General features: G+C 33.7%; 18 protein-coding genes and 1 pseudogene. 4 read left to right on the forward strand and 15 right to left on the reverse strand.

What is annotated here, in order from left to right:
* Positions 1-210: 210 nt before the first annotated feature.
* Positions 211-510, forward strand: a complete 300-nt coding sequence (locus HNR52_RS05835; RefSeq protein WP_094044706.1) for a peptidoglycan-binding domain-containing protein — start codon at positions 211-213, stop codon at positions 508-510.
* A gap of 110 nt (positions 511-620) precedes the next feature.
* Here HNR52_RS05835 and HNR52_RS05840 read toward each other — a convergent pair whose 3' ends face one another.
* Positions 621-1,721, reverse strand: a complete 1,101-nt coding sequence (locus HNR52_RS05840) for a LolA family protein (RefSeq protein ID WP_434629429.1) — start codon at positions 1,719-1,721, stop codon at positions 621-623.
* A gap of 11 nt (positions 1,722-1,732) precedes the next feature.
* On the reverse strand, positions 1,733-2,236 hold the full coding sequence (locus HNR52_RS05845; RefSeq protein ID WP_094044710.1) for an RNA polymerase sigma factor: 504 nt from the start codon (positions 2,234-2,236) through the stop codon (positions 1,733-1,735).
* Positions 2,237-2,390: 154 nt separating this feature from the next.
* Here HNR52_RS05845 and HNR52_RS05850 point away from each other — a divergent pair, with 154 nt between their 5' ends.
* A complete protein-coding gene (locus tag HNR52_RS05850; protein ID WP_435619961.1) occupies positions 2,391-3,284 on the forward strand; it encodes a radical SAM protein in 894 nt (297 codons plus the stop codon).
* On the opposite strand, the gene HNR52_RS05855 is transcribed toward HNR52_RS05850, so the two are convergent.
* Together HNR52_RS05855 and HNR52_RS05860 are read right to left on the reverse strand one after the other, a co-directional pair.
* On the reverse strand, positions 3,267-4,127 hold the full coding sequence (locus tag HNR52_RS05855) for an RluA family pseudouridine synthase (protein ID WP_013787571.1): 861 nt from the start codon (positions 4,125-4,127) through the stop codon (positions 3,267-3,269). The genes HNR52_RS05850 and HNR52_RS05855 overlap by 18 nt on opposite strands.
* An 18-nt stretch (positions 4,128-4,145) precedes the next feature.
* Positions 4,146-4,352 (reverse strand): YgiT-type zinc finger protein, encoded by a 207-nt coding sequence (locus HNR52_RS05860; protein ID WP_013787570.1) that lies wholly within the window; start codon positions 4,350-4,352, stop codon positions 4,146-4,148.
* Between the two features lie 190 nt (positions 4,353-4,542).
* Between HNR52_RS05860 and HNR52_RS05865 the strand changes: the two genes are divergently transcribed.
* On the forward strand, positions 4,543-4,674 hold the full coding sequence (locus tag HNR52_RS05865) for a hypothetical protein (RefSeq protein WP_274893191.1): 132 nt from the start codon (positions 4,543-4,545) through the stop codon (positions 4,672-4,674).
* Between the two features lie 41 nt (positions 4,675-4,715).
* On the opposite strand, the gene HNR52_RS05870 is transcribed toward HNR52_RS05865, so the two are convergent.
* From HNR52_RS05870 to HNR52_RS05890, 5 genes are all read right to left on the reverse strand, one after another.
* Entirely contained in the window at positions 4,716-5,828 is a 1,113-nt protein-coding gene (locus HNR52_RS05870) for an aminopeptidase (protein WP_435619962.1), read from the reverse strand.
* Positions 5,829-5,892: 64 nt separating this feature from the next.
* Positions 5,893-9,117 carry a UvrD-helicase domain-containing protein gene (locus tag HNR52_RS05875; protein ID WP_435619963.1) on the reverse strand — a complete coding sequence of 1,075 codons (3,225 nt, stop codon included), beginning with the start codon at positions 9,115-9,117 and terminating at the stop codon, positions 5,893-5,895.
* Positions 9,107-12,217 carry a PD-(D/E)XK nuclease family protein gene (locus HNR52_RS05880; protein ID WP_435619964.1) on the reverse strand — a complete coding sequence of 1,037 codons (3,111 nt, stop codon included), beginning with the start codon at positions 12,215-12,217 and terminating at the stop codon, positions 9,107-9,109. The genes HNR52_RS05875 and HNR52_RS05880 overlap by 11 nt, the downstream gene beginning before the upstream one ends.
* Before the next feature lie 134 nt (positions 12,218-12,351).
* Entirely contained in the window at positions 12,352-13,911 is a 1,560-nt protein-coding gene (gene cimA / locus HNR52_RS05885) for a citramalate synthase (RefSeq protein ID WP_435619965.1), read from the reverse strand.
* A gap of 288 nt (positions 13,912-14,199) precedes the next feature.
* Positions 14,200-15,216: an alpha-hydroxy-acid oxidizing protein gene (locus tag HNR52_RS05890; protein ID WP_435619966.1), complete on the reverse strand. Its 1,017-nt coding sequence runs from the start codon at positions 15,214-15,216 to the stop codon at positions 14,200-14,202.
* A 151-nt stretch (positions 15,217-15,367) separates the two neighbouring features.
* Here HNR52_RS05890 and HNR52_RS05895 point away from each other — a divergent pair, with 151 nt between their 5' ends.
* Positions 15,368-15,985, forward strand: coding sequence for a nitroreductase family protein (locus HNR52_RS05895; protein ID WP_435619967.1), 618 nt, complete (start codon positions 15,368-15,370; stop codon positions 15,983-15,985).
* A gap of 30 nt (positions 15,986-16,015) precedes the next feature.
* Here the strand turns inward: HNR52_RS05895 and yfcE are convergent, their stop codons facing one another.
* From yfcE to HNR52_RS05925, 6 genes and pseudogenes are all read right to left on the reverse strand, one after another.
* A complete protein-coding gene (gene yfcE, locus HNR52_RS05900; protein WP_435619968.1) occupies positions 16,016-16,567 on the reverse strand; it encodes a phosphodiesterase in 552 nt (183 codons plus the stop codon).
* Positions 16,568-16,618: 51 nt separating this feature from the next.
* Positions 16,619-17,113: a preQ(1) synthase gene (queF, locus tag HNR52_RS05905; protein WP_013787561.1), complete on the reverse strand. Its 495-nt coding sequence runs from the start codon at positions 17,111-17,113 to the stop codon at positions 16,619-16,621.
* A gap of 15 nt (positions 17,114-17,128) precedes the next feature.
* Complete coding sequence (locus tag HNR52_RS05910; protein ID WP_435619969.1) at positions 17,129-17,617, reverse strand: QueT transporter family protein; 489 nt, start codon at positions 17,615-17,617, stop codon at positions 17,129-17,131.
* Positions 17,618-17,828: 211 nt separating this feature from the next.
* A pseudogene (locus HNR52_RS05915) lies at positions 17,829-17,975 on the reverse strand (sugar phosphate nucleotidyltransferase); the annotation flags it as partial.
* A gap of 40 nt (positions 17,976-18,015) precedes the next feature.
* Complete coding sequence (locus tag HNR52_RS05920; RefSeq protein WP_013787559.1) at positions 18,016-20,235, reverse strand: YhgE/Pip domain-containing protein; 2,220 nt, start codon at positions 20,233-20,235, stop codon at positions 18,016-18,018.
* 86 nt (positions 20,236-20,321) lie between these two features.
* Positions 20,322-20,903 carry a TetR/AcrR family transcriptional regulator gene (locus tag HNR52_RS05925; RefSeq protein WP_435619970.1) on the reverse strand — a complete coding sequence of 194 codons (582 nt, stop codon included), beginning with the start codon at positions 20,901-20,903 and terminating at the stop codon, positions 20,322-20,324.
* Positions 20,904-20,912 lie beyond the last annotated feature (9 nt).

The following is a 20,912-nucleotide window of genomic DNA, read 5'->3' on the forward strand; positions in this document are numbered from 1 at the left end:
TTTATTTTTTACTAGAAGTGATTATTTATTTTTATTCGTTGACCTAAAGGTTTCAGCTTAAGCTGAGGGATTTAACCCCATTATACAGACATTAAATTTTAAAAATACTTTAGCAAAGGTTGTATTTCAAAAATAAAACACTCTTTTATATATAGAAGGTAAATCGGTCGATGAATTCCTTTTAAAAATAATGAAAGTGAGGTGAAAAGAATGACATATCCTTTTACACGTACATTAACTGAAGGCAATACGGGACAAGATGTGTATAGAATGCAGTATGCATTAAACGCCGTCGGCAGATACTATTTAATTTCAAGCTGTCACTGCGAAGCAGATGGCATATTTGGACCAGAAACTAAAAGTGCTTTAATGTCTTTTCAATCCTGGGACGATATAACTGTAGACGGGATTTTCGGAAATATAAGCTCAGATCACCTTGTAAAAAGATACAACGCTGGTCCAGTTGCAGTATGGGGTGAAAAACCGTTAGATCAGGTTTTTCAATCTTAAAGATAAGGACCACAAAGCAAGAGAAGAAGTGAAAATATATTTTCTCTCACTCCTTCTCTTGCTTTAGATATCATTTATTATTTAATTTATGTCAATAAAAATATTTTTGTCTACTTGTTCAAATCATCCTTCAATTGTTTTAATACGTCGTCATTTAAATTTGACATAATATTTACAGTTGTCTTATCTTTATGGTATTCTTGTATAAATATAAATTTTGTAAAATCCTCGTTGTAGTAGTCAAGCTCAATAGCATTTTCATTTTTATATTTCCGTACCTCAAATAGCTTAAAACCTTTAGGAATCTTATCTGGTACAATTATATCAAAGTTAATAGCCTTCTGTGCATCATTAATCGAATGAAAAATATCAAACTCGGTTAATCTATCAATTACAGGAACGTTTGAAGGAAAATTAGGTTTTAAACTTTCCTTGTCAATGTCAGAAGCAAAATATGTCTTATACATTATTATTGTTTTAATATCGTTATGGAGAGTTTCTTGTTTTAAAATGAAATTTGTCTTTTTATCTATCCAATAAGTCTCTACCCAGCTATCATCCTTAGAATTACCTGATGTTACTTCAATTACATTGGTATCAATTCCATCTATTTTCTCGCTGCCTACCAATTTATAACTATCATTTTTTGCTATATCATCTATTTTTGATTTAAGGGCTAAGAAAGGTGAGCCAGATGGATCTGAAGGAATTATTTCAATGCGATTTAAGTCTTTGTAATAATTCCATGACTTATCGCCATTTACGACTCTTATAAAATCAGGCGTTTCATATCGATAGTTTAATGGGCCAGCATATATTTCTTTCCAGGAATTATTAGATAAAACCACATTTGTCTTCATGTTTTTTGATATCTCTTTGCCCTCAATTACAATAGTTTTAATATTGTCATAAGTTTTTTGCATAGCATAGACAATATTATACGATGGACTTAAAGTAACCTTAGGAACTATTCCATTTTCCTTATTTGATCCCCAAAAATGTATATTAACAAATATTATTGATAAAGACATTAAAATAGCCGCTGCTATGAATGATGTCAATAAATAATTCCATACTGATCTTTTTTGACACTCTACGCTTGTATTTTCTGTATTTTCGTTTAAAGGTGCTTTCAATACCTTTTCTAATACATCAGGCGTATGCTCATTAGCATACTTGCGACATTCCTTATAAAAGTAATACAACTTCATAATATCATCTCCTAATATTTTTTTAATAATTTACGAAGTTTTTTCTTGATTATGGAATATTTCCACCGTATGGTACCTTGTGGAATATTCAAAATCTCACTGATTTCTCTATGTGTATAACATCCAAAGACATGTAGCGAAAATATTTCTCTCTCATCATTACTGAGATAATTCAGCACATCATTTATCATTATAGAATCCGTAACAAACTCATCAACATTTACAGCTTCTTCAACATTAGCATTTATTTCTTCATAATTTAATAATTCAAACTTTCTATCCCGCAAACAATTCAGAGCAAGATTCCGAGCAATTTTCATTATCCATGTTCGTAAATTATTAATAGAGCCATATTTATAGATGTTTGTTCTCACTCTTATGAATGTTTCTTGCATGATGTCTTCTGAAAGTCCAGCATCTTTCAAGATAGATAAAACATAAAAATACACAGGTGTTTTGTACTTCATATATATTTTTATAAATTCATCGTCATTTTTTTGTTTTTCGTCATGCAATTTTTTACCTCCTCAATCTGAACTAATACAATCTATAGACACTTCGTCGATTCATTTTGTTGGCAAAAAGTTATAATTTAACTATAAGTTTTAAAGAAATTTTCATACTTTGTTTGTATAATAAATATGTTAAAATACTTATGAGGTGTTTTAAATGGTATCAGAAGTATGCAATATATGTCCAAGAAATTGTAATGTTGATCGCAGTGCAAAAGTAGGCTTTTGCGGCATGTCAAGTGAAATAAAGGTAGCAAAAGCATATCTTCATGAGTGGGAAGAGCCTTGCATAAGTGGCAGCAGAGGGTCTGGAACAGTATTTTTCACAGGCTGCAATTTAAGATGTGTATTTTGCCAAAACTACAAAATCAGCCAAGGGAATTTTGGAGTAAGTGTTTCACCAGAAAAGCTTGCAGATATTTTTATGAATTTAGAAAAAGCAGGTGCTCACAACATCAATCTTGTGTCTCCTACAATATATGTTCCAAAAATAAAAGAGTCTATTATTAAAGCTAGAAATAATGGACTTAGTATACCTATAGTTTACAACTCAAATGCGTATGAAAATGTAGAATCTCTAAAGACTTTAGAAGGGCTCATAGATATATACTTGCCTGATCTAAAATATTACAGTGATGAATCTGCTTTAAAATACTCTAAAGCATCACATTATTTTGAGTACGCTACAAAGGCGATTTTAGAAATGTATCGTCAGGTAGGTAACCCTGTCTTTGATAACGACGGCATAATGAAAAAGGGAATAATTATACGCCATTTAATATTGCCAGGGAAATTAGATGAGACAAAAAAGATACTGAAATGGATAAAGGATAATCTATCTAACGAAGTGTATATAAGCCTTATGGGACAATATACACCGTATTACAACGCAAATAAATACCAAGAATTAAATAAAAGGATAAGCAATAGAGAATATGAAGAAGCTATAGAATATTTCTTTGAAATAGGTCTGGAAAACGGGTTTGTCCAGGATGATGAAAGTGCATCAGAAAGCTTTATTCCTGATTTTGACTTAGAAGGCATTCTTTAAAACAGCCTTCATATCATCCGGAATTGGCGAATAGAGAGAGATGCACTTTCCAATAAAAGGCTGCCTAAATGTAAGTCTATAAGCGTGGAGTGCCTGCCTTTTTATATAAGAGGTATCCGAACCATATAACGTATCGCCAATTATGGGATGTCCTATATGGCTTAAATGAACTCTTATTTGATGCGTCCTGCCTGTCTTTAATTCTAACTTTACAAGGCTTAACTTTTCGCTTCTTTTTAGTACATAAAAATCTGTCACTGCCGTATCTCCTTCATCATCTACCATTCGCTCAATGGTGCTGCCTGGTTTTCTTTTTATAGGCAAATCTATCGTTCCTCTGCCATCCATATCTCCTTCGACTATTGCAATGTATAATTTTTTCATAGGGCAGACAATTTGAAGATAATTTTGCATAAAAGGATTTTTTGCAAAAATGATTAAGCCAGATGTATCTCTGTCTAGCCTATTGACAGGCCTTATTGGCGCCTTAATGTTATTTTTTTCGTAATACCAAGCAACACCATTTACAAGTGTACCATCAGGATGCCCGGCTGTAGGGTGGACAACTATACCAGCATCTTTATTGACAACCAAAATGTCTTCATCCTCATAGCATATATGTAAATCCATTTTTTCAGGACTTACTGATGTGTTTTCATCATCTAGCAAAAGTTCCACAGTGTCTCCTTCAAAGACAATCCTGTTAACTATTGAAATTTCTCCATTTACAAGCATCTTACCACGATTTTTGTACTTTCTTATTAGAGTTGGAGAAAAACCTTTATTTAGTAAAAACTCTTTCAATGTCAAATAAGCATCTTCTTTATTAACGACTATTTTCATTCCCTTACACCTTAAAGATCACGCTTTAATCAAGCCAAAAAGAGACTTTCTTTCTTCTTTTTTCAGTAATTTATCCAATACTTCTGTGTCATAATATTTAGCACCGCATTTTTGACAAACGTAAGTTGGAACATTTTTATAAACTACCGTCTTTTTCCCCTTCATCAACACATATTCTGCCATCTCTATCTTTACGTCTCCCCCACAGAAGCATCGATTTAGCATTATTGACCTCCTTACATATCTAAGTTCCATACATTATATCGAAAAAACGACAAGAAATTTTAACATTTGATATAAACATTATATCATTATTTGTAGAAACAGGGAATATTTTATACCGTAACAAAAATATTTTTTTATCATAATATGTTATTGTATCTGTTCCCATTTATATAAAAAAGGGGGTATTGTAATGTCTGGAACTGACTGCAAGAAGAAACCAAAAGACGACTATTACTGGGTATGGATAGTTTTGATAATTGTCATAATATTGCTTTTAGTACCAGGTGTATTTGTACTCGATAAGCAAGAACCTACAGTATAATATTAAAAAGGCGCGGCTTCATGCCAACGCCTTTTTTTAGCTTACAAAACACTTTTAATAAAATGGCCATCTTTATAGAAAAGTTCACCGTCTGCGTATATTTCCCCACCTTGCCTCATGTCGCAAAGCATATCCCAATGGATAGCAGAACGATTTTTCCCACCTGCTTCAGGCATAGAATCACCTAACGCCATATGCACTGTGCCTCCTATTTTCTCATCAAAAAGCATATTCCTCGTAAATTTTTGTATGCCGTAATTGGTGCCTATGGCTACTTCTCCAAAATGTTTTGCACCTTCATCTGTGTCCATCAAAGCGTGCAATAAATCTTCACCTTTTTCTGCTGTGGCTTTTACGACAAGTCCATTCTCAACTTCCAGGTATATACCTTCTATGCTTTTACCCATGTATATTCCTGGGAAGCTGAAAGTGATGTGACCATTGATTTTGTTTTCAACAGGTGATGTAAAAATTTCTCCATCAGGAAAATTCTCTGTACCACTGCAGTTTATCCACTTCCTACCTGACGTATTGACGTATATGTCAGTTCCCTCTGATACTATATGCAATTCTGACTTTTTATTTAGATAATCAATCCATATATCTTGCTCCATGCGTATTTTTTGCCATAATGATATAGGATCATCGCTGTCTAATAAACCTGCGCCGTAAACAAAATCCTCGTATTCACTTAGGCTCATTTCAGCTTCCTGTGCATCTGCCTGCGTAGGATATTGTGTGCCGCACCACCTTAAAGAACCATTGCCCATTCTTTCAGAGTAAACTTTCCTCCATGAAGACGCTCCTTTTGTCGCCAACTTAAGCTTAGCTGGATCTACATTCGAATTAGCTTTTGTGTTTTTGTTAGCCCACGCAGTAAGCCACACATCGGCTTTTTCAAGAGCAATTCTCTGAATATATTTTTCCATAAGAAGTTGCTCATCGGTAGAGTTTTTTAAAATAATCTCTGACACATCAAGAATGTCAACCAATGTCTCAACATGGGCCCCTGCCTTAACTGCCTCCCTAACTACTTCGCTTATCCATGGTATAGCAATATCTCCTGCTTGAACCAATAAAAAATCTCCTCTTTTGACTTTTGTAGAGTAATTCACCAATAGATTTGCAAGCTTTTTTAGCCTTGGGTCTGTCATCTACCCACCCCCCATTAAATAATACTTAACCATATTATTACATATTACAGACGAAAATCCAATACTATCTGCAAATTTTGTTGTATAAACACATACTGCAATATTCCCTTTTTCGGCTGACATATTCTTCAATCCCTTTAGCACCTAATAAAAATGGTGTAGCCTTAAGGATTTTCTCTAATGTTTCCATGATATAAAGATCAGAAATGTCAACTTCAACGTATTTGCCTACATCTAAAAAGTACAAAAAAGCACCTTTCAAAGTTTGAGAAAAACCACTTATAGTTTTTAAACGCCTTAAAACATGCGAATAAACATGAATCTGTGGTGTGTAATGTCTAGCTATTTTCTCCAAATCATCATCGCTATCTATTTTGTTTGTCTTATAGTCAAAAATGTACGATTCAATATTTCCATCATTTTCGTATATATCAATTCTATCAATTACTCCGTTTAAATTTATGTTGTCATCTATAGGCACCCTAAATTTGTATTCCTTCAATCTTTTTAATAATCTGCCACTTATCTTCTTTCTATGTTTATCTCTAAGCATGTAGTAATTGTCAATATACCTTTTGATGATTTCATCATTTACATTACTTACATCAATATAGTCATCATCATCTAAAGTTTCAAGTATTTTATGAACAATCGTCCCTCTTTCTAAAGCACTTATTTTGTCATCGCTTTCTGAATAAATATCATCACTGTTTCCATCTAATTCAACATACTCGTCAGTAAGCGATACAATATGTTTGTAATAGTAGAACATAGGACACGTCAGATAATCAATATATGCAGTTACAGAAACGTTGCCTTTAACGCTAAGAGGCATTTTATCTATCAACCCACCAAATAATTTCATTTTATTTACATTTTCATCCAATTCTTTTACATCATAAGGCTTGCTTTTTGCATATGATTGTAAACAACTACCATCAATGTAGTCTATGTTAGAACAGCCATCTTTAATAGCAAATAGCAACTGTTTCATAAATGAGTTAAGCTTGCTATCTTCGTCAATGTCGTCTATATTATCTTTCATTTGCCCTATAAACGCTAAAAACTTCTTTGCCCTTGTAGAAGCTACATAAAAAAGTCTCCTGCTCTCCATATTTTCCTTTTCAAGATACCTGTCATATTCCTCTTTGTATAAGCTGTTTGCCGATTTATCCAAATCTCCATCATCATTGACACCTATACAAAAAATGTAGCCTTCTTCGCTTAGCATAAATAAAGGAGCCTTTCTCACCGATATGCCATCAGTAGCTTTATCCATGTCAGGTATTATTACAGCATCAAACTCCAGACCTTTTGATGAATGAATAGTCATAATCTTAACAGCATTGCTTTCTTCAGTATCCAAAAAAGCTTCAGAGTCAAGCCCTGATGACTCTTTCAAAGCATCTAAATACTCAATCAAATCTTTTGAATCGAGTATGCGTTTCTCTTCAAAGCTTTTGATTATACTCTCTAACTTCTCAACATTTCTGAATTTTTGATACCCATTTGGCAATGAAATCAAAAGTTTTTTATACTCTGTGATTTTTAAAATCATCTTGAATATTTCGTATGGGTTGTATACACCCCTCATCTTCGAAATCTTATCCAAAATGTTGCAAGCTCTTTTTATGACCCATTTATCGTCACCGCACTTCGGAGAAAAATTTTTTAAAGCTTCCAGCGGATCATCTATGCATTGGCCATTGTATATATTCATGAACGCAAATAAATCATCATCGCTAAATCCAAAAATAGGCGATCTTAAAGCTGTAAGAAGCGCAATTTCATCCGATGTGTCAAAAGCCAATTTGTAAACCGAAATGATGTCAATTATCTCCCTTTTATCCCAAAATCCAATCCCACCTATGATGCAATACGGTATGCCGCAATCCGCAAGTGCACCTTCAATGCTTTTAAGACTTGACCTGCTTCTTAAAAGTACAGCAATATCCTTATATTCAAATCCTTCGCCTACAAGCTTTAAAATCCTACCTGCTATAATCTTGCCCTGAAAATCCTTTCTTGAATTAGCCAAAGCTCCGTCTTCCATCAGCAACTCATTAAGCTTTCCTTTATTGTCATCGTCTTTCAAAAGTTGTTTTATCTTTTTATATCTTTCATTCTTTTCATTAACTATATCATCTTTTTTGTAAGTGATGAGTTCTACTTTAGGGCCTTCGTCAGCAAAGCTTTGATACTTCAATTCTTCGTAAGGCTCTATCAAATTTTTAAAGACGTCATTGATTGTTGATATGATGTTTTTTGTGCTTCTGTAGCAATTGCTTAAATTAAGCACTTTTCCATCTGCTTCTATTTTTCTGCAAAACTCATCAAATATCCTAAAATCCGTCCCTCTAAAACCGTATATTGACTGTTTTATATCTCCTACAATAAACAATTTGCCATCTGGAATCTTACCATCTTTCTCAGTAAGCTTTAAAATAATCTCTTTTTGAAGGCGATTCGTATCTTGAAACTCATCTACGAGAATATATCTGTACCTTTCAAAATAATCGTTTCTTATGATATCGTTAGAAAGAAGTTTTAGCGCAATCGTCTCTAAGTCGTTAAAGTCAAGCAAATTCTTGCTTGATTTGAATGCCTTATAATTTTCCTCTATTTTCTCTAAGATTATAAGCGCCAAATTTTCCATGGCCTTTGTTGATTCATCGCTTTCATAAGACAATTTTATGTCTTCAACTGATAGTCCAGCTTCTTTCATGCGGAAATATAAGCTTATTACCTCAGATTGAAACATTTTTCCCGTAAATATCTTTGAAGGATATTTTTTTAATGCAGTTGCTAACATATATTTATTTTTTTCATCGTTTATCACTTCACCTGTCACAATTTCCGCCATCTTTTTAACTGCTGTGCTAACCTCCGCCTCATCCATAATAGAAAACGTAGGATCGACTGAGGCTTCGACAAAATTATCTCTTATCATTTTCTCGCAAAAACCGTGAATAGTATCGATGTTGGCAAATATCAGTGAATCTCTAAATACAGTCCATTTTTTGCCATCCTTATCTGATTTGCACAGTGATTCTATTTCTTTTCTTATCCTTTCTTTCATTTCAGCAGCAGCTTTCCGAGTAAATGTTATTGCGACGATATTGTCAATCTTGATATCAGTCACATCATTCAAAAGCTTTATGTACCTTTTAGTCAATACTCTCGTCTTGCCAGAACCAGCACCGGCTTTTAATGCTACGTTTTTACTTATATCAAGAGCTCGTGATTGCTCTTGGCTTAGATCTTCTTCAATCAACACACTACACACCATTTACACCTCTTTTACTTTCACTTTTATCATACCTGCATATTGATACATAAGGACATCTTATATTAGAATCATCGTATGGACATTCTTCAGGCAGATTAAAAGAACCTGTCATCATTTTGCCTACATTTTCAATTCCCTTTTTTTCGATCCATTCCATTATTACATCAAAGCTACTTTTGCTTAATACATCTCTCGGGCCTGCATTTCCCTTAAAAAGGTATTTCTTGTATTCATAAAGCATAATCCCATTTCTTTTGATATTTTCTACGCTGTAGTAGAGCAATCCTAAACAGGATGGATTTTTGATGCCAAGCTCATTTATTAGAATTTCTTCTGCAGCCATGTAATACGTGGGCAATTGAAAATCCAAACCATCTATGCACTGCCTTAGCCCTCCTACTGCCCCTAACTTATAATCGTATATAAGGTATTTCCCCGTCAAATTACCATCTATGCTTCGCTCTAAATCGATTCTATCTATCTTGCCGTAAAACCTGTAACCACCGTAATGACTGTCTATCTCGAATTTCTTTTCAAACATTAAAGGAATAAGCTCAGCACCAATCTTCTTGTAATAATTAAGCCTATTTGATATATCATCTACTATAAGCTTAAATATAGTGTCATACATCTCTTTTTTAAACTTTTCAAGTATAATATCATTCTTAATTCCATCTAAATTCTCACAGATTTTATCAATCACATCTTTAAGCCTTTCTTCATTCACATCGTAGAGATCTTTATTTTCACTGTAATATTTCATCAAAATCTCATGGTATGTAGAGCCCATGTTTTTCTTGAATTCAATTGACTCATCTGAAACTTTGATATCCAAAAGCGTCTCCACAAAAAACCTAAAAGGACAAGCAACATAACTGTTTAAGCTTGACGCGCTTAAGTGAATTTCATCAAGTATCTTTAAATTTTCCTCTCTATGTATTTTCCCTGTGTACTCATTTATTTCATTGCTTGTCATTCTTTTTCTCTCTAATGATGATAAATATTTAATATGCTGGTACGTTTTTGTAAGGTTTTCCCTGCCTGACAAAATGTTCAAGTCAACATCATCGCATTTCGAATTTGCCAAAAAATACATTATTTCATCTTCGCTGGATAAATTATTTAGATTATAGGTAAATCTATCTTTCATGTAAACAATAGGAGCAACTATTTTTCCTAATGATATTTCATCAAAAAGACTTTCAATCTCATATACAAATGGTGATTTAATCATTTTATTGCCTTCTTCATCTGTCGTTCTGTACGATATATAAACATCACCTAAAGAAGAAGCGATGCAGGCATTAAATCTTATTTTCTCCCTTTCTATTTCGAAGTTTCGGCTAAAAACATAGAGATGGCTATTTCCCAAATAAGCTTCATCCTGCAAATCAAAAATCGGATTGATAGAAGATGTAGTTGGAAAATCCCCCTCATTTGCACCAAGGATAAACACTGCATCGTATTTCTGACCTCTTGCCAAATCCGGATTTACCACCTTAACACCTTCAATGTCAAGATTTTTAATCATTATATCGCAGTTTACCATCATGTCTAATAAGTCCTCTTGAATAGTCTCAATGTCGTCAGAAGAAGTTTCACCATACAGCCTTTTTAATTCCATAACATTCTTTAAAATTTGTTTCATCGCTTCTAACGCTTTTAAACTGTATACAAAATTCCTTCCATCTATAATGCCTGATTCGTACAACGACATTATGTTTGAATCGATTTTAAGCATCTCAATGACATTTAAAATACTATCCAGAAATTCACTTGTATCTTTATACTGCTTTTCCTTGAAATCTACAAGCATATTGATGTATTTTTTTAATCTTTCAAACTCGTCGTCGTTTAATGCAGATAAAAATTCTTCTTCATAATTGCTATGAGATACATCTATCAGTTTTGATGCTTTATTGTATACGTCAATTATTTCATTAGGCATCAGATACTTTGATTTCATTATGCTGTCAAAGCTTTTAAAATCATGATTTATCTTATATGTGATCAAACTGTAAATATCACCGGCAATCATCATTGATATTAATTTCTTGCCATCATTAAACCTTAAAGGAATGCCCATCTCGTCAAAAATATCAATTATGCTTTCTCTGTAGTCATCAATATTTTTCACAAATACAGCAATATTTTCAGGTTTTACTTTCTCAAATACTATCTTCTTCTTTATTATCCTTGCAGCTTCTCTTACTTCATGCTCTATGGAAGGACTATTCAGGATCATAAGAGTGCCGTCTACGCTTTTAATAATCTCTTTCCCTGAATACAAATATTTAGAAACTTTCTCAGCATTGCTGCCATCTATACTTTCTTCCATCATTTCATTTAGCCTAAATCCAATCTCCAATAAATCTTTCACGATGCCGTTTTTTATGAAGATTTCATTGTACTCATTTTTAAATGGAATATTCACGTAAATATCATAATCGCCATTTAAGGCCATCTTCCTCAATAATTGCATATTTACACCGTCTAAATTTATAAAGCCGTCTATTACGACAATTCCTATTCTACTGAAATAATTTGAACTATTTGCATATTGAAAGGCTTTAACTGAAATATCGTCTACATCAATCAATCCATTTTTATTCTTGTACTCCTCATAATCAATGTAAATTTCCGCTAAATTATTCAGCTTTTCTCTTAACACATCTTTTTCTAAGCCATTTGCGATTTTTTTGATATCAGTAGGATTTAACATGTTTCTCTTCGCTGTCTTTATGAAACTTAAAACAGATTTTAAGAATCCTGCTTTGTCTTTCACATTTCTATAATAACCATTGTAATGAGATTTCCGTATGATATTTCTTAAAATTTCTTTTATCTCATAAGTCGATATTACCGTGTAATCTTTTATAAAATCACCGCACAAAAGCATCGATAGATCTTCAAACACTAATATATCCGTATCAACAATACCACCATTTAATTTAATAAACTTATCTCTTACATCAAACATAGCCTCACGGGAAGGCAATATGTATAAAATCCTTTTCCCATTTCTTATAGCTTCCATAGACTTTCCAATAAGCGTATCTCTAATATTGTTGCAAAAAGGCCCAAAAAATATCTCCTTCAATTTATCAACTCCCACAAACTAAATCACATATTTATTTTATTACATATGCTAAGGCATCTCAAGGTAAAACTGCGTATTAAAAAAGACTGATGCACTATGAACTATTCAGTCATTTGTGCAGCAGTCCCTTTTCATCATTTTTTATTAAGTTTATACTCTATTGAGTCTACAAGCGCTATCCAACTGGCATCTATTATATCTGTAGAAACACCAATGGTGCTCCAAATTTCGTTTCCATCGGATGATTCTATTATTACCCTTACTTTCGCTGCTGTAGCAGAATTAGAGTCTAAAACTCTTACTTTGTAGTCTGTAAGTTTCATCTCCTTGACTTCTGGATAAAACCTCTCTAAAGCCTTTCTGACTGCCTTATCGAGTGCGTTTACAGGTCCGTCGCCTTCTGCAGCGGTTATTTCTTCTTGCCCGTCTACTTCTATTTTTATGAGGGCAGATGAATTTACATCATCAACAGATGGTTCATTGACTATAACTTTAAATTCTATAAGCCTAAATGAAGGTTTATACAGTCCCAAAGTCTTCAATATCAAAAGCTTTAACGAACCTTCAGCACCTTCGTACTTGTATCCCTTAGATTCCATTTCTTTTAGCTTATCTAATATCTCTTTCGTCTTATCAGAATCGCGGTCTATGGTTGGATCTACTTCATTTACTATGCCTATTAAAGCACTTCTGCCAGCAACCTCTGACAATAAAAGCACTCTTTCATTGCCAACAAGCTCTGGATCGATGATTTCATACGACCTTGTGTTTTTGCAAACAGCATCTGAATGCATACCTGCCTTGTGGGCAAATGCGTTTCTCCCTACGTACGGTGCTCTTTCATCTGGTGCAGCATTGGCTATTTCACTTATTCTTCTTGAAAGTACCGTAAGCTCTCTCATCTTGTCGTCTTCAACGCATTTTATTCCTTTTTTAAACTGCAAGTTTGGCAAAATCGTGCACAGATTTGCATTTCCACATCTTTCACCATATCCGTTTATCGTTCCTTGCACTTGTACTGCACCTGCTTCTACAGCCATTATAGAATTGGCGACAGCCATACCATTGTCATTGTGAGCATGTATGCCTATCTCACAATCAAATTTATCTACAACCTTTTTGGTTATGTCATATATCTCTGTAGGAAACATGCCACCTTTTGTATCACAAAGGCAGATACTGTCTGATCCTGCATCATACGCAACCTGAATTGTTTTCAATGCGTAATCAGGATTTTCTATAAAGCCATCATAAAAATGTTCTGCATCAAATACGACTTTTTTACCCTGCTTTTTCAAGTAATTTATCGTATCATATATCATATTGAGATTTTCATCTAAAGTCGTTCGCAATATCTCGCTAACATGGAAGTCCCATGACTTTCCAAATACTGCCACATATTCTGTCTCCGCCAATAGAAGCGAACTGACATTAGCATCTTTCTCCACAGCCGTATTTGCCCGCCTTGTGCTGCCAAATGCTATCAACTTGGAATTTTTCAAACTTTTTCTTTTTATAATGTCAAAAAACTCCATGTCTTTAGGATTGGAACCTGGATTTCCAGCTTCAATGTAATCTACACCAAAATCGTCTAAAAGCTCAACAATCTTTATTTTGTCTGATACTGTAAAGGAAATCCCCTGTGATTGAGCTCCATCTCTCAATGTAGAATCGTAAATGACAATGTTTTTCACTTCAATGTCCCCCTTTGAACATATTCAACTATATCTATATATAAAGATATTTTATCAAATCAAATCATCAAAGTGAATAACTTGTTTAAAAAATTTAAATAAAAAATAGGAGAAAACACCCGCCGTTTAGTCATTTAATCCCTTCCCACTTAAGATTTTTTCTATGTATTTTTCAACTCTGGACTGTCTCGTCTTAGATTGTTTTGGTTGAGAAAAATAAAACTTTTTCTAAATACTCATCAACTTTGGGATTTTTCATATAAAAGCCTCATTTCTGTTTTTAATATATCAGCTTGCTTTATACACTTCCGGCACGTTCTTTAAGCCTTTGCATCCAGTGAGAATCATGGCTTGATACAACTCATCAGCAACCTTATTTAGATAAAACTCTATGGCTTCTCTTCCTCCTCCATGTGCAGCAATCATTATAGGTCTTCCTATCAAGACGGCTTTTGCTCCCAATGACAACATCTTTAAGACGTCGATCCCTGTTCTTACGCCACCATCTACCAATACCTCGATTTTGTCTCCAACAGCCTTTGCGATGTTCGGTAGAACATCAGCAGTTCCCATAGTGTGATCTAATACTCTTCCTCCGTGGTTTGAAACGACAATTGCCTTTGCACCTGCTTCTGCTGCAATCACTGCCTCTTCTGTCGTCATGATGCCCTTTAATATTAAAGGAAGCTCAATATTTTTAGTTATCGTCTCGATCTCTTTTCTCGATTTTGGTCCTACAAACTGACCGCTTCTTACCATCATAATAAGCCCAGCTCCATCCACATCGACGCCAAATGCTATAGCACCTGCTTCTTTGGCAATTTTCGCCTTCTTTATTATCTCATCTACTGTCCGAGGCTTAGAAAATGGTATACCTAAAACACCTGTTGATTTTATAGCATCAATGCCTGCAGGATACATGTCCATATCATTCGCATCGCCTGACATAAATATCGTTCCTACATTTTTACACGCCTCTGCGACAATCATATCGTATTCACGCTCAGACAAATATCCACCTGCATTTCCCTTAAGTCCTGTCATTGGAGCAACAAAAACAGGCATCTTGACTTCAAAGCCAAGAAAAGATGTGTTTATGTCTGGCTTTAGGACATCGTGAAGCGTCTTCAGCTTGACTTTCCATCTGTCTAATGCCTTTATGTTTTCAATGAATCCATTTCCCGTGCCTGTGCCTCCCATGCCGGGGACTTCACCTGCACATGCAATGCCATCACATCTTTTGCATCCTCTGCAATAGCCCTTCATGTTTTCCCTTGCTTTTTCTCTTATCTCATTCCAATCCATAAAAAGACCTCCAATGCAAAAATTTGTCCACATATATTATACAACTTTTTTTAGTTTAATCATATTACATAGTATGTTTATAGGAATTCTTTGTTTTTCAAAAAATATGTGGTATAATTTAGTTGTAACTTCAAAACTAGGGGGAAATTTTATGAAAGATTTAAAAGAAGTGTTCGAAGAAAGGCGTTCTGTCAATTTCTTTGATAAAAATAAAGGACTTGATGAAGATACATTAAAGAAAATAATCAACTTAGCAGTTTTGGCCCCATCTGCGTTCAACTTACAACCTTGGGAAATAATCGCTGTAAAGTCAAAGGAAGCAAAGGAAAAACTTTATGATGTTGCATTGAAACAGCCAAAAATTCTTGATGCGCCAGTAACTTTAATCATGATTGGCGATAAAAACGCATATAAGGAAGACAATCCTGCTTGGTGGTATATGAGAGATGTGGGAATTCCTGATGATAAGATTCAAGGTAGCATCGATTTTGCTAAAAACATGCTTTACAATACAGACTTAAAGGCGAACAATTTTGCCGTTAGAAATACATCGCTTTTAAGCATGTCCATAATGTACGCCGCAAAATACTATGGCGTTGACTCACATGCAATGATCGGCTTTGAGGAAGATAAGTTAAAAGAAGCATTTGGTATACCTGATGACAAGGTCGTAGTGATGCTTATATCTCTCGGATACTTTGATGAAAGCAAAACGCTTTATCCAAGGTTAAAGAGAAATGGATATGAAAAGATAGTAAAAGTCCTATAAATATGACTAAAACCACCTATTTAGGTGGTTTTAATTTTTTATTTCAAGTATCTTATTGCCTGTATCTATGTCTAAAATATATATGCCATCATCATCAATTATGCTTATAGTATTTATTCCATCAGCTCTTTTGCTTAAAGATGTAGAACCTGGATTTACAATTATGCAGTTGTCATGTCTCTTCAACTCCGGAATATGAGTATGTCCAGTAATAAAATAATCAAGCTTGTACCTGAAAATTAAATTCTTTATTTCGTCTTGGCTTACATTGTCACCATGCTGTACTAAAAACCTTTTATTCTCAATCACTGCAAAGACGTAAGGCGATTGAATAGGGATGTTCAATACCATTTGGTCTACAAATGCATCACAGTTTCCTTTTGATATCAAAATAGGTATTTTGCAATCATTTATGGCAGAAATAAGTTTCTTAGGATTATATCCAGACGGAATATCATTTCTGGGACCATGATACAAAACATCCCCTGCATGCAATATTAAATCAGCATCGTGAAGATAGCTAATAGCTTTTTCCCACGATGTATAATCGCCGTGTGTATCGCTTATTACCCCTATTTTCATATAAATTGCATCCCCTTTAACGTCAACTGATATTTATATTATATCACAAAATCACCTGTTATCTACTTTTTCAGGGTACATATCATGGTAAAAAAGCCTTTTTTGTGCTACATCTTCCCACTTCGTACCAGGTCTTCCATAGTTGCAGTAAGGATCTATAGATATTCCACCTCTTGGCGTAAACTTACCCCAAACTTCAATGTATTTTGGATCCAACAGTTTTATTAAATCCTTCATAATTATATTTACGCAGTCTTCATGAAAATCACCGTGATTTCTAAAGCTAAAAAGATAAAGCTTTAATGATTTACTTTCAACCATCAATTTGTCTGGAACATATGAAATGTATATTGTAGCAAAGTCAGGCTGTCCTGTCTTAGGGCAAAGGCTTGTGAATTCAGGGCAATTGAACTTTACAAAATAGTCATTCTCTTGATGCTTATTAGGGAATGTTTCAAGCAAAGATGGATCGTAATCGAAAATATACTTAGTTTCTTTATTCCCTAATTGAGATAACCCATTAAGCTCTTTCTCATCTCTCGGCATGATACTCACACTCCATCATAATTTGTTTTTCAACTGTTTGACTAACAGTACACCTACAATTCCGGGTATAATCTGACCTACTGTAACGCTTATGGCTAATATGTGATACGGTATTTTAAGCAAAACAGAAAGCCAAATTGGCACTATAAGGCCTGGAAATAATATTATAGGAATTGAGATAAACCAATCATTTAGACGATACTTTCTAACAAGGTAAACTGCATACGACGTCAATATGCCTACAAAGAAGCCTCCAATCATATCAGGAAGCCCTAAGCCTCCCATTAAAATATTACTAAGCATATTGCTTAATCCCATTGGCAATACCAAAAATGGAAAAATTGCAGACAACGCATAAATCGATGTTGCTATTCTTATTTGGTACTGGCCAAAAGCAAAATTTTGTGTAAAGTACATTACAACAAGGTACAATGCAATTACCAATCCAGAGATAGTCAATTTTTGAGTAAGGCTGTACTTCTTTTTTAAAAATCCTACGTTCATGATATACCTCCTAAAATTTCCAGTTATCACATCCTTCAATAAACATAATGAAAAAAGAGCACAGCCCACCTGTGCTCATATATGCAAACTTTCAATTTGCAATGCCCGTAGTTTTGTTTATAGACAGGATGGTTTCGAACTGTCTTATTCAATTACTTATTTATTTTAACACCTTTATAAGATTTACACAAGATTTTTTTATTTATACCCATAGCTCCAATTCCAATTCTATCGATCTGTCGAAGTGATCCTCTATCGCCCTTTTGTTTCTTCCTGTTATTATGAGTATATCCTCTATGCCTGAGTTTACAGCTTCCTCAACTATATACTGAATCGTAGGTTTGTTTACTATTGGCAGTTTCAAAATTATTAAATATTTATGTGAATCTTATGTGAATTTAATTTGCCGCATTTAACTTTTCATCAATTTTATTCTTATCTCCTACTTTTCCCGACAGCAAAATTGACAAAAGCATAAATAAAATCCCAAAACATGCTAAAATAAATAAATCATGAGTAATCACTCCTGTATTAGAGCCTGAAATGGCTTCTCTCAATGCTTGAGTACCGTATGTCATTGGGAAAAATGGATTTAGAATATTAAAGAATTTCGGCTCTAATTCCATAGGAAATACGCCACCAGATGATGTCAACTGTAGCATCAAAAGCACAACGGCGAAGAATTTTCCTGCCATGCCAAGAAGCATTACAAAAAAGCCAATAATAAACACAAAAACCACAGACATTACAGCATTTATAACGTAATAGTAGATCAAATTGTTCACAGGCAATTTAAGTGCTTCTATCAATACAAAACCAGAAACTATCGATTGAAAAATGCCTAAGATGCTTAAGCTCAGCAATTTACCTACGACAATTGAAGCGTTGCTAATATCTTTATAGCCGTTTTTATCGTAAATATCTATTATAAAGAATAAAATCAATGCGCCAACCCAAAGTGATAAAGGTATGAAATACGGTGTAAACCCAATGCCATAATTCGCTACTGGATTTAATCTCTTAGTATCAAGAATAATAGGTTCATTTATCATGCTCTTTTTCTCATCACTTGTACCCATCACTTCTATTTTGTCAGATGCATCACTAAGTTTTTTATAAAGAAGATCTTGATTTTTGTATAGTTTCTCCATGTTTACTTGTATCTGCTTGCTGCCATTAGATACCGTCACCAACCCGCTATTTAAGTCTTTAGAGCCATTGTATAAACTAGAAGCACCTTGTTTTAATGCATTAAGTCCATCATTAAGTTTTAAAAGCCCGGATGTAATTTCGCTCATCTTTTGATTTAACAACGATATTCCATTTGCATACTGAGAAATGCCATTGCTTAAATTATTTTCACCATTTATAATTTCTGTTACGACTGACTGCAATTGAGATACCCCATCATTCAATTTGTCATATCCAATTGTTAAATTATTAGTAGCGCTGTCTAATTTTTTAAGAGAATCGTTCAATGCATCCATCTTGGCCTTGTTAGTTTCAAGTCCATTGATTATTTGTTTTAATCCTGAATTTGATTCTGACACAACGGTAATCGCCGTCTTAAAATCCGCATCTGACATGGCCTCGGGATGTTTATCAACATAATTGTTTAATGCAACAACGGCGCTGTCCAAATTTGTCTGAATACTGTTCAATCCGTTACTTACCGAATCAAATTCTGTCAAAAATGACGATAGACTCTGACCAATTTGATCGTAACCATTTGTTACAGCAGTCGAACCGCTTTTCAATTGGTTTATGCTATTGCTTATCGCATTAAGACCTTGACTCACTCCATTTAAACCACTCTTTATATTATTCATTCCATTTAAAATCAAATTGCTATTTTTGTCTACTTCATCTAACTTCTGAGATAAAATCTGAGCGCCATTTGATAAATTTGACGCGCCATAAGATGCGTTATTTGCCCCAATGCTTAAATTGTACAACCCATCTTTAAATTGATTTGTTCCAGCCAAAGCTTTGTTAATGCCATCATTCAATTTTGAAACGCCATCATTTAGCATTTTTGCACCGTCTGATAATTGTTTTTCTGCTAAAGAGGCTTGTTTTAAACCATTTCCCATGTTTTTGACATTTGAAAAAACAGTATCTATATAGCTTTTTCTTATCGTATCAGCTATTCTTTGCGTCAAATTTTCTATGGCTTTATTTCCAAGCTGTGTCGCCAAAAAATTCTTTTTGTCATTTGTCATATACTGAATATGAGCTTTTTCTACGGCATTGCCATTGACACTTAAAATATTTTTGGAAAAGTCTTTCGGTATTACTATCATAAAATAATATTTATTGCCTTTTAAACCATCTAAACCATCATCGTAGCTTACAAAATTCCATTTGAAATCATGATTGTTTTTTAATTCCTTTACAATGTCATCCCCAAAACTTTTATATTTTCCATCGTATAGCACACTTTTATCCTGATTCACAACTGCAACTGGAAGTTTGTCTAACTTGCCATATGGATCCCAAAATGCATACAAATAAAGAAAACTATACAATAGCGGCATAAAAATAATTACTATGACAGCTAATCTAATAAATCTGTTTTGGGCCAATTTTTTAAGCTCATTAGAAATCACACCTATCATAAATACACCTCCAATATTTTTTATACTGACCAGTCAGTTCTAACTTATTATAGTATCTTTCATTTTAAAAGTCAATAAAAAAACCATTATAAAGATTTATCTCTATAATGGATTCCATTAAATGTATATTCAATAACACTATCTGCTATATTTTCTGGGTCTATAACATCATTATTTCTAAATTGAAAGATAATAAGAGAGCTTATCATGCCAAAAAAAGCAGAAGACAACAACTTTTTGTCACATTTTTCTATTAACTTTTCTTCAATTCCTTCATCGATGATGTCTTCAATAATCTTTAAATAATCGTAAATTTTTTCTCTAAAGCTATTCTGAATCTCTTCTTTTCCCCACAATTGACTTAGCAATATAAGGACAAAATCTTTATACTTAAATAAAAAATTCGACTGAACTACAATTATTTCTCTCAGTTTTTCTGCTGAATTTTTCATGTGGTTTATTTTCTCCAGTATTTGACTCTTTAAAAGTGACAATCCTTCGTCTATCAAAAAGATCAATATATCATCTTTGCTATTAAAATGATAATAAAGGGTTCCCTTGGCAACCCCTGCCTTATCTGCAATTTCATCCATTGTGGATTTGTAAAAACCTTTCTGAGAAATTATATCTATTGCTGCATTAAATATCTTTTCCTTTGTCTTATTCATTTAACACTA

The organism is Thermoanaerobacterium thermosulfurigenes, assembly GCF_051201035.1.
Taxonomy (GTDB): Bacteria; Bacillota; Thermoanaerobacteria; order Thermoanaerobacterales; family Thermoanaerobacteraceae; genus Thermoanaerobacterium; species Thermoanaerobacterium thermosulfurigenes.

Bases quoted from the DNA above. Each gene is read 5' to 3' on its own strand.
- HNR52_RS05835 (WP_094044706.1), top strand. From the start codon at position 211: ATGACATATCCTTTTACACGTACATTAACTGAAGGCAATACGGGACAA.
- HNR52_RS05840 (WP_434629429.1), bottom strand. From the start codon at position 1,721: ATGAAGTTGTATTACTTTTATAAGGAATGTCGCAAGTATGCTAATGAG.
- HNR52_RS05850 (WP_435619961.1), top strand. From the start codon at position 2,391: ATGGTATCAGAAGTATGCAATATATGTCCAAGAAATTGTAATGTTGAT.
- HNR52_RS05855 (WP_013787571.1), bottom strand. From the start codon at position 4,127: ATGAAAATAGTCGTTAATAAAGAAGATGCTTATTTGACATTGAAAGAG.
- HNR52_RS05860 (WP_013787570.1), bottom strand. From the start codon at position 4,352: ATGCTAAATCGATGCTTCTGTGGGGGAGACGTAAAGATAGAGATGGCA.
- HNR52_RS05865 (WP_274893191.1), top strand. From the start codon at position 4,543: ATGTCTGGAACTGACTGCAAGAAGAAACCAAAAGACGACTATTACTGG.
- HNR52_RS05870 (WP_435619962.1), bottom strand. From the start codon at position 5,828: ATGACAGACCCAAGGCTAAAAAAGCTTGCAAATCTATTGGTGAATTAC.
- HNR52_RS05875 (WP_435619963.1), bottom strand. From the start codon at position 9,117: ATGGTGTGTAGTGTGTTGATTGAAGAAGATCTAAGCCAAGAGCAATCA.
- HNR52_RS05890 (WP_435619966.1), bottom strand. From the start codon at position 15,216: ATGGATTGGAATGAGATAAGAGAAAAAGCAAGGGAAAACATGAAGGGC.
- HNR52_RS05895 (WP_435619967.1), top strand. From the start codon at position 15,368: ATGAAAGATTTAAAAGAAGTGTTCGAAGAAAGGCGTTCTGTCAATTTC.
- yfcE (WP_435619968.1), bottom strand. From the start codon at position 16,567: ATGAAAATAGGGGTAATAAGCGATACACACGGCGATTATACATCGTGG.
- queF (WP_013787561.1), bottom strand. From the start codon at position 17,113: ATGCCGAGAGATGAGAAAGAGCTTAATGGGTTATCTCAATTAGGGAAT.
- HNR52_RS05910 (WP_435619969.1), bottom strand. From the start codon at position 17,617: ATGAACGTAGGATTTTTAAAAAAGAAGTACAGCCTTACTCAAAAATTG.
- HNR52_RS05920 (WP_013787559.1), bottom strand. From the start codon at position 20,235: ATGATAGGTGTGATTTCTAATGAGCTTAAAAAATTGGCCCAAAACAGA.
- HNR52_RS05925 (WP_435619970.1), bottom strand. From the start codon at position 20,903: ATGAATAAGACAAAGGAAAAGATATTTAATGCAGCAATAGATATAATT.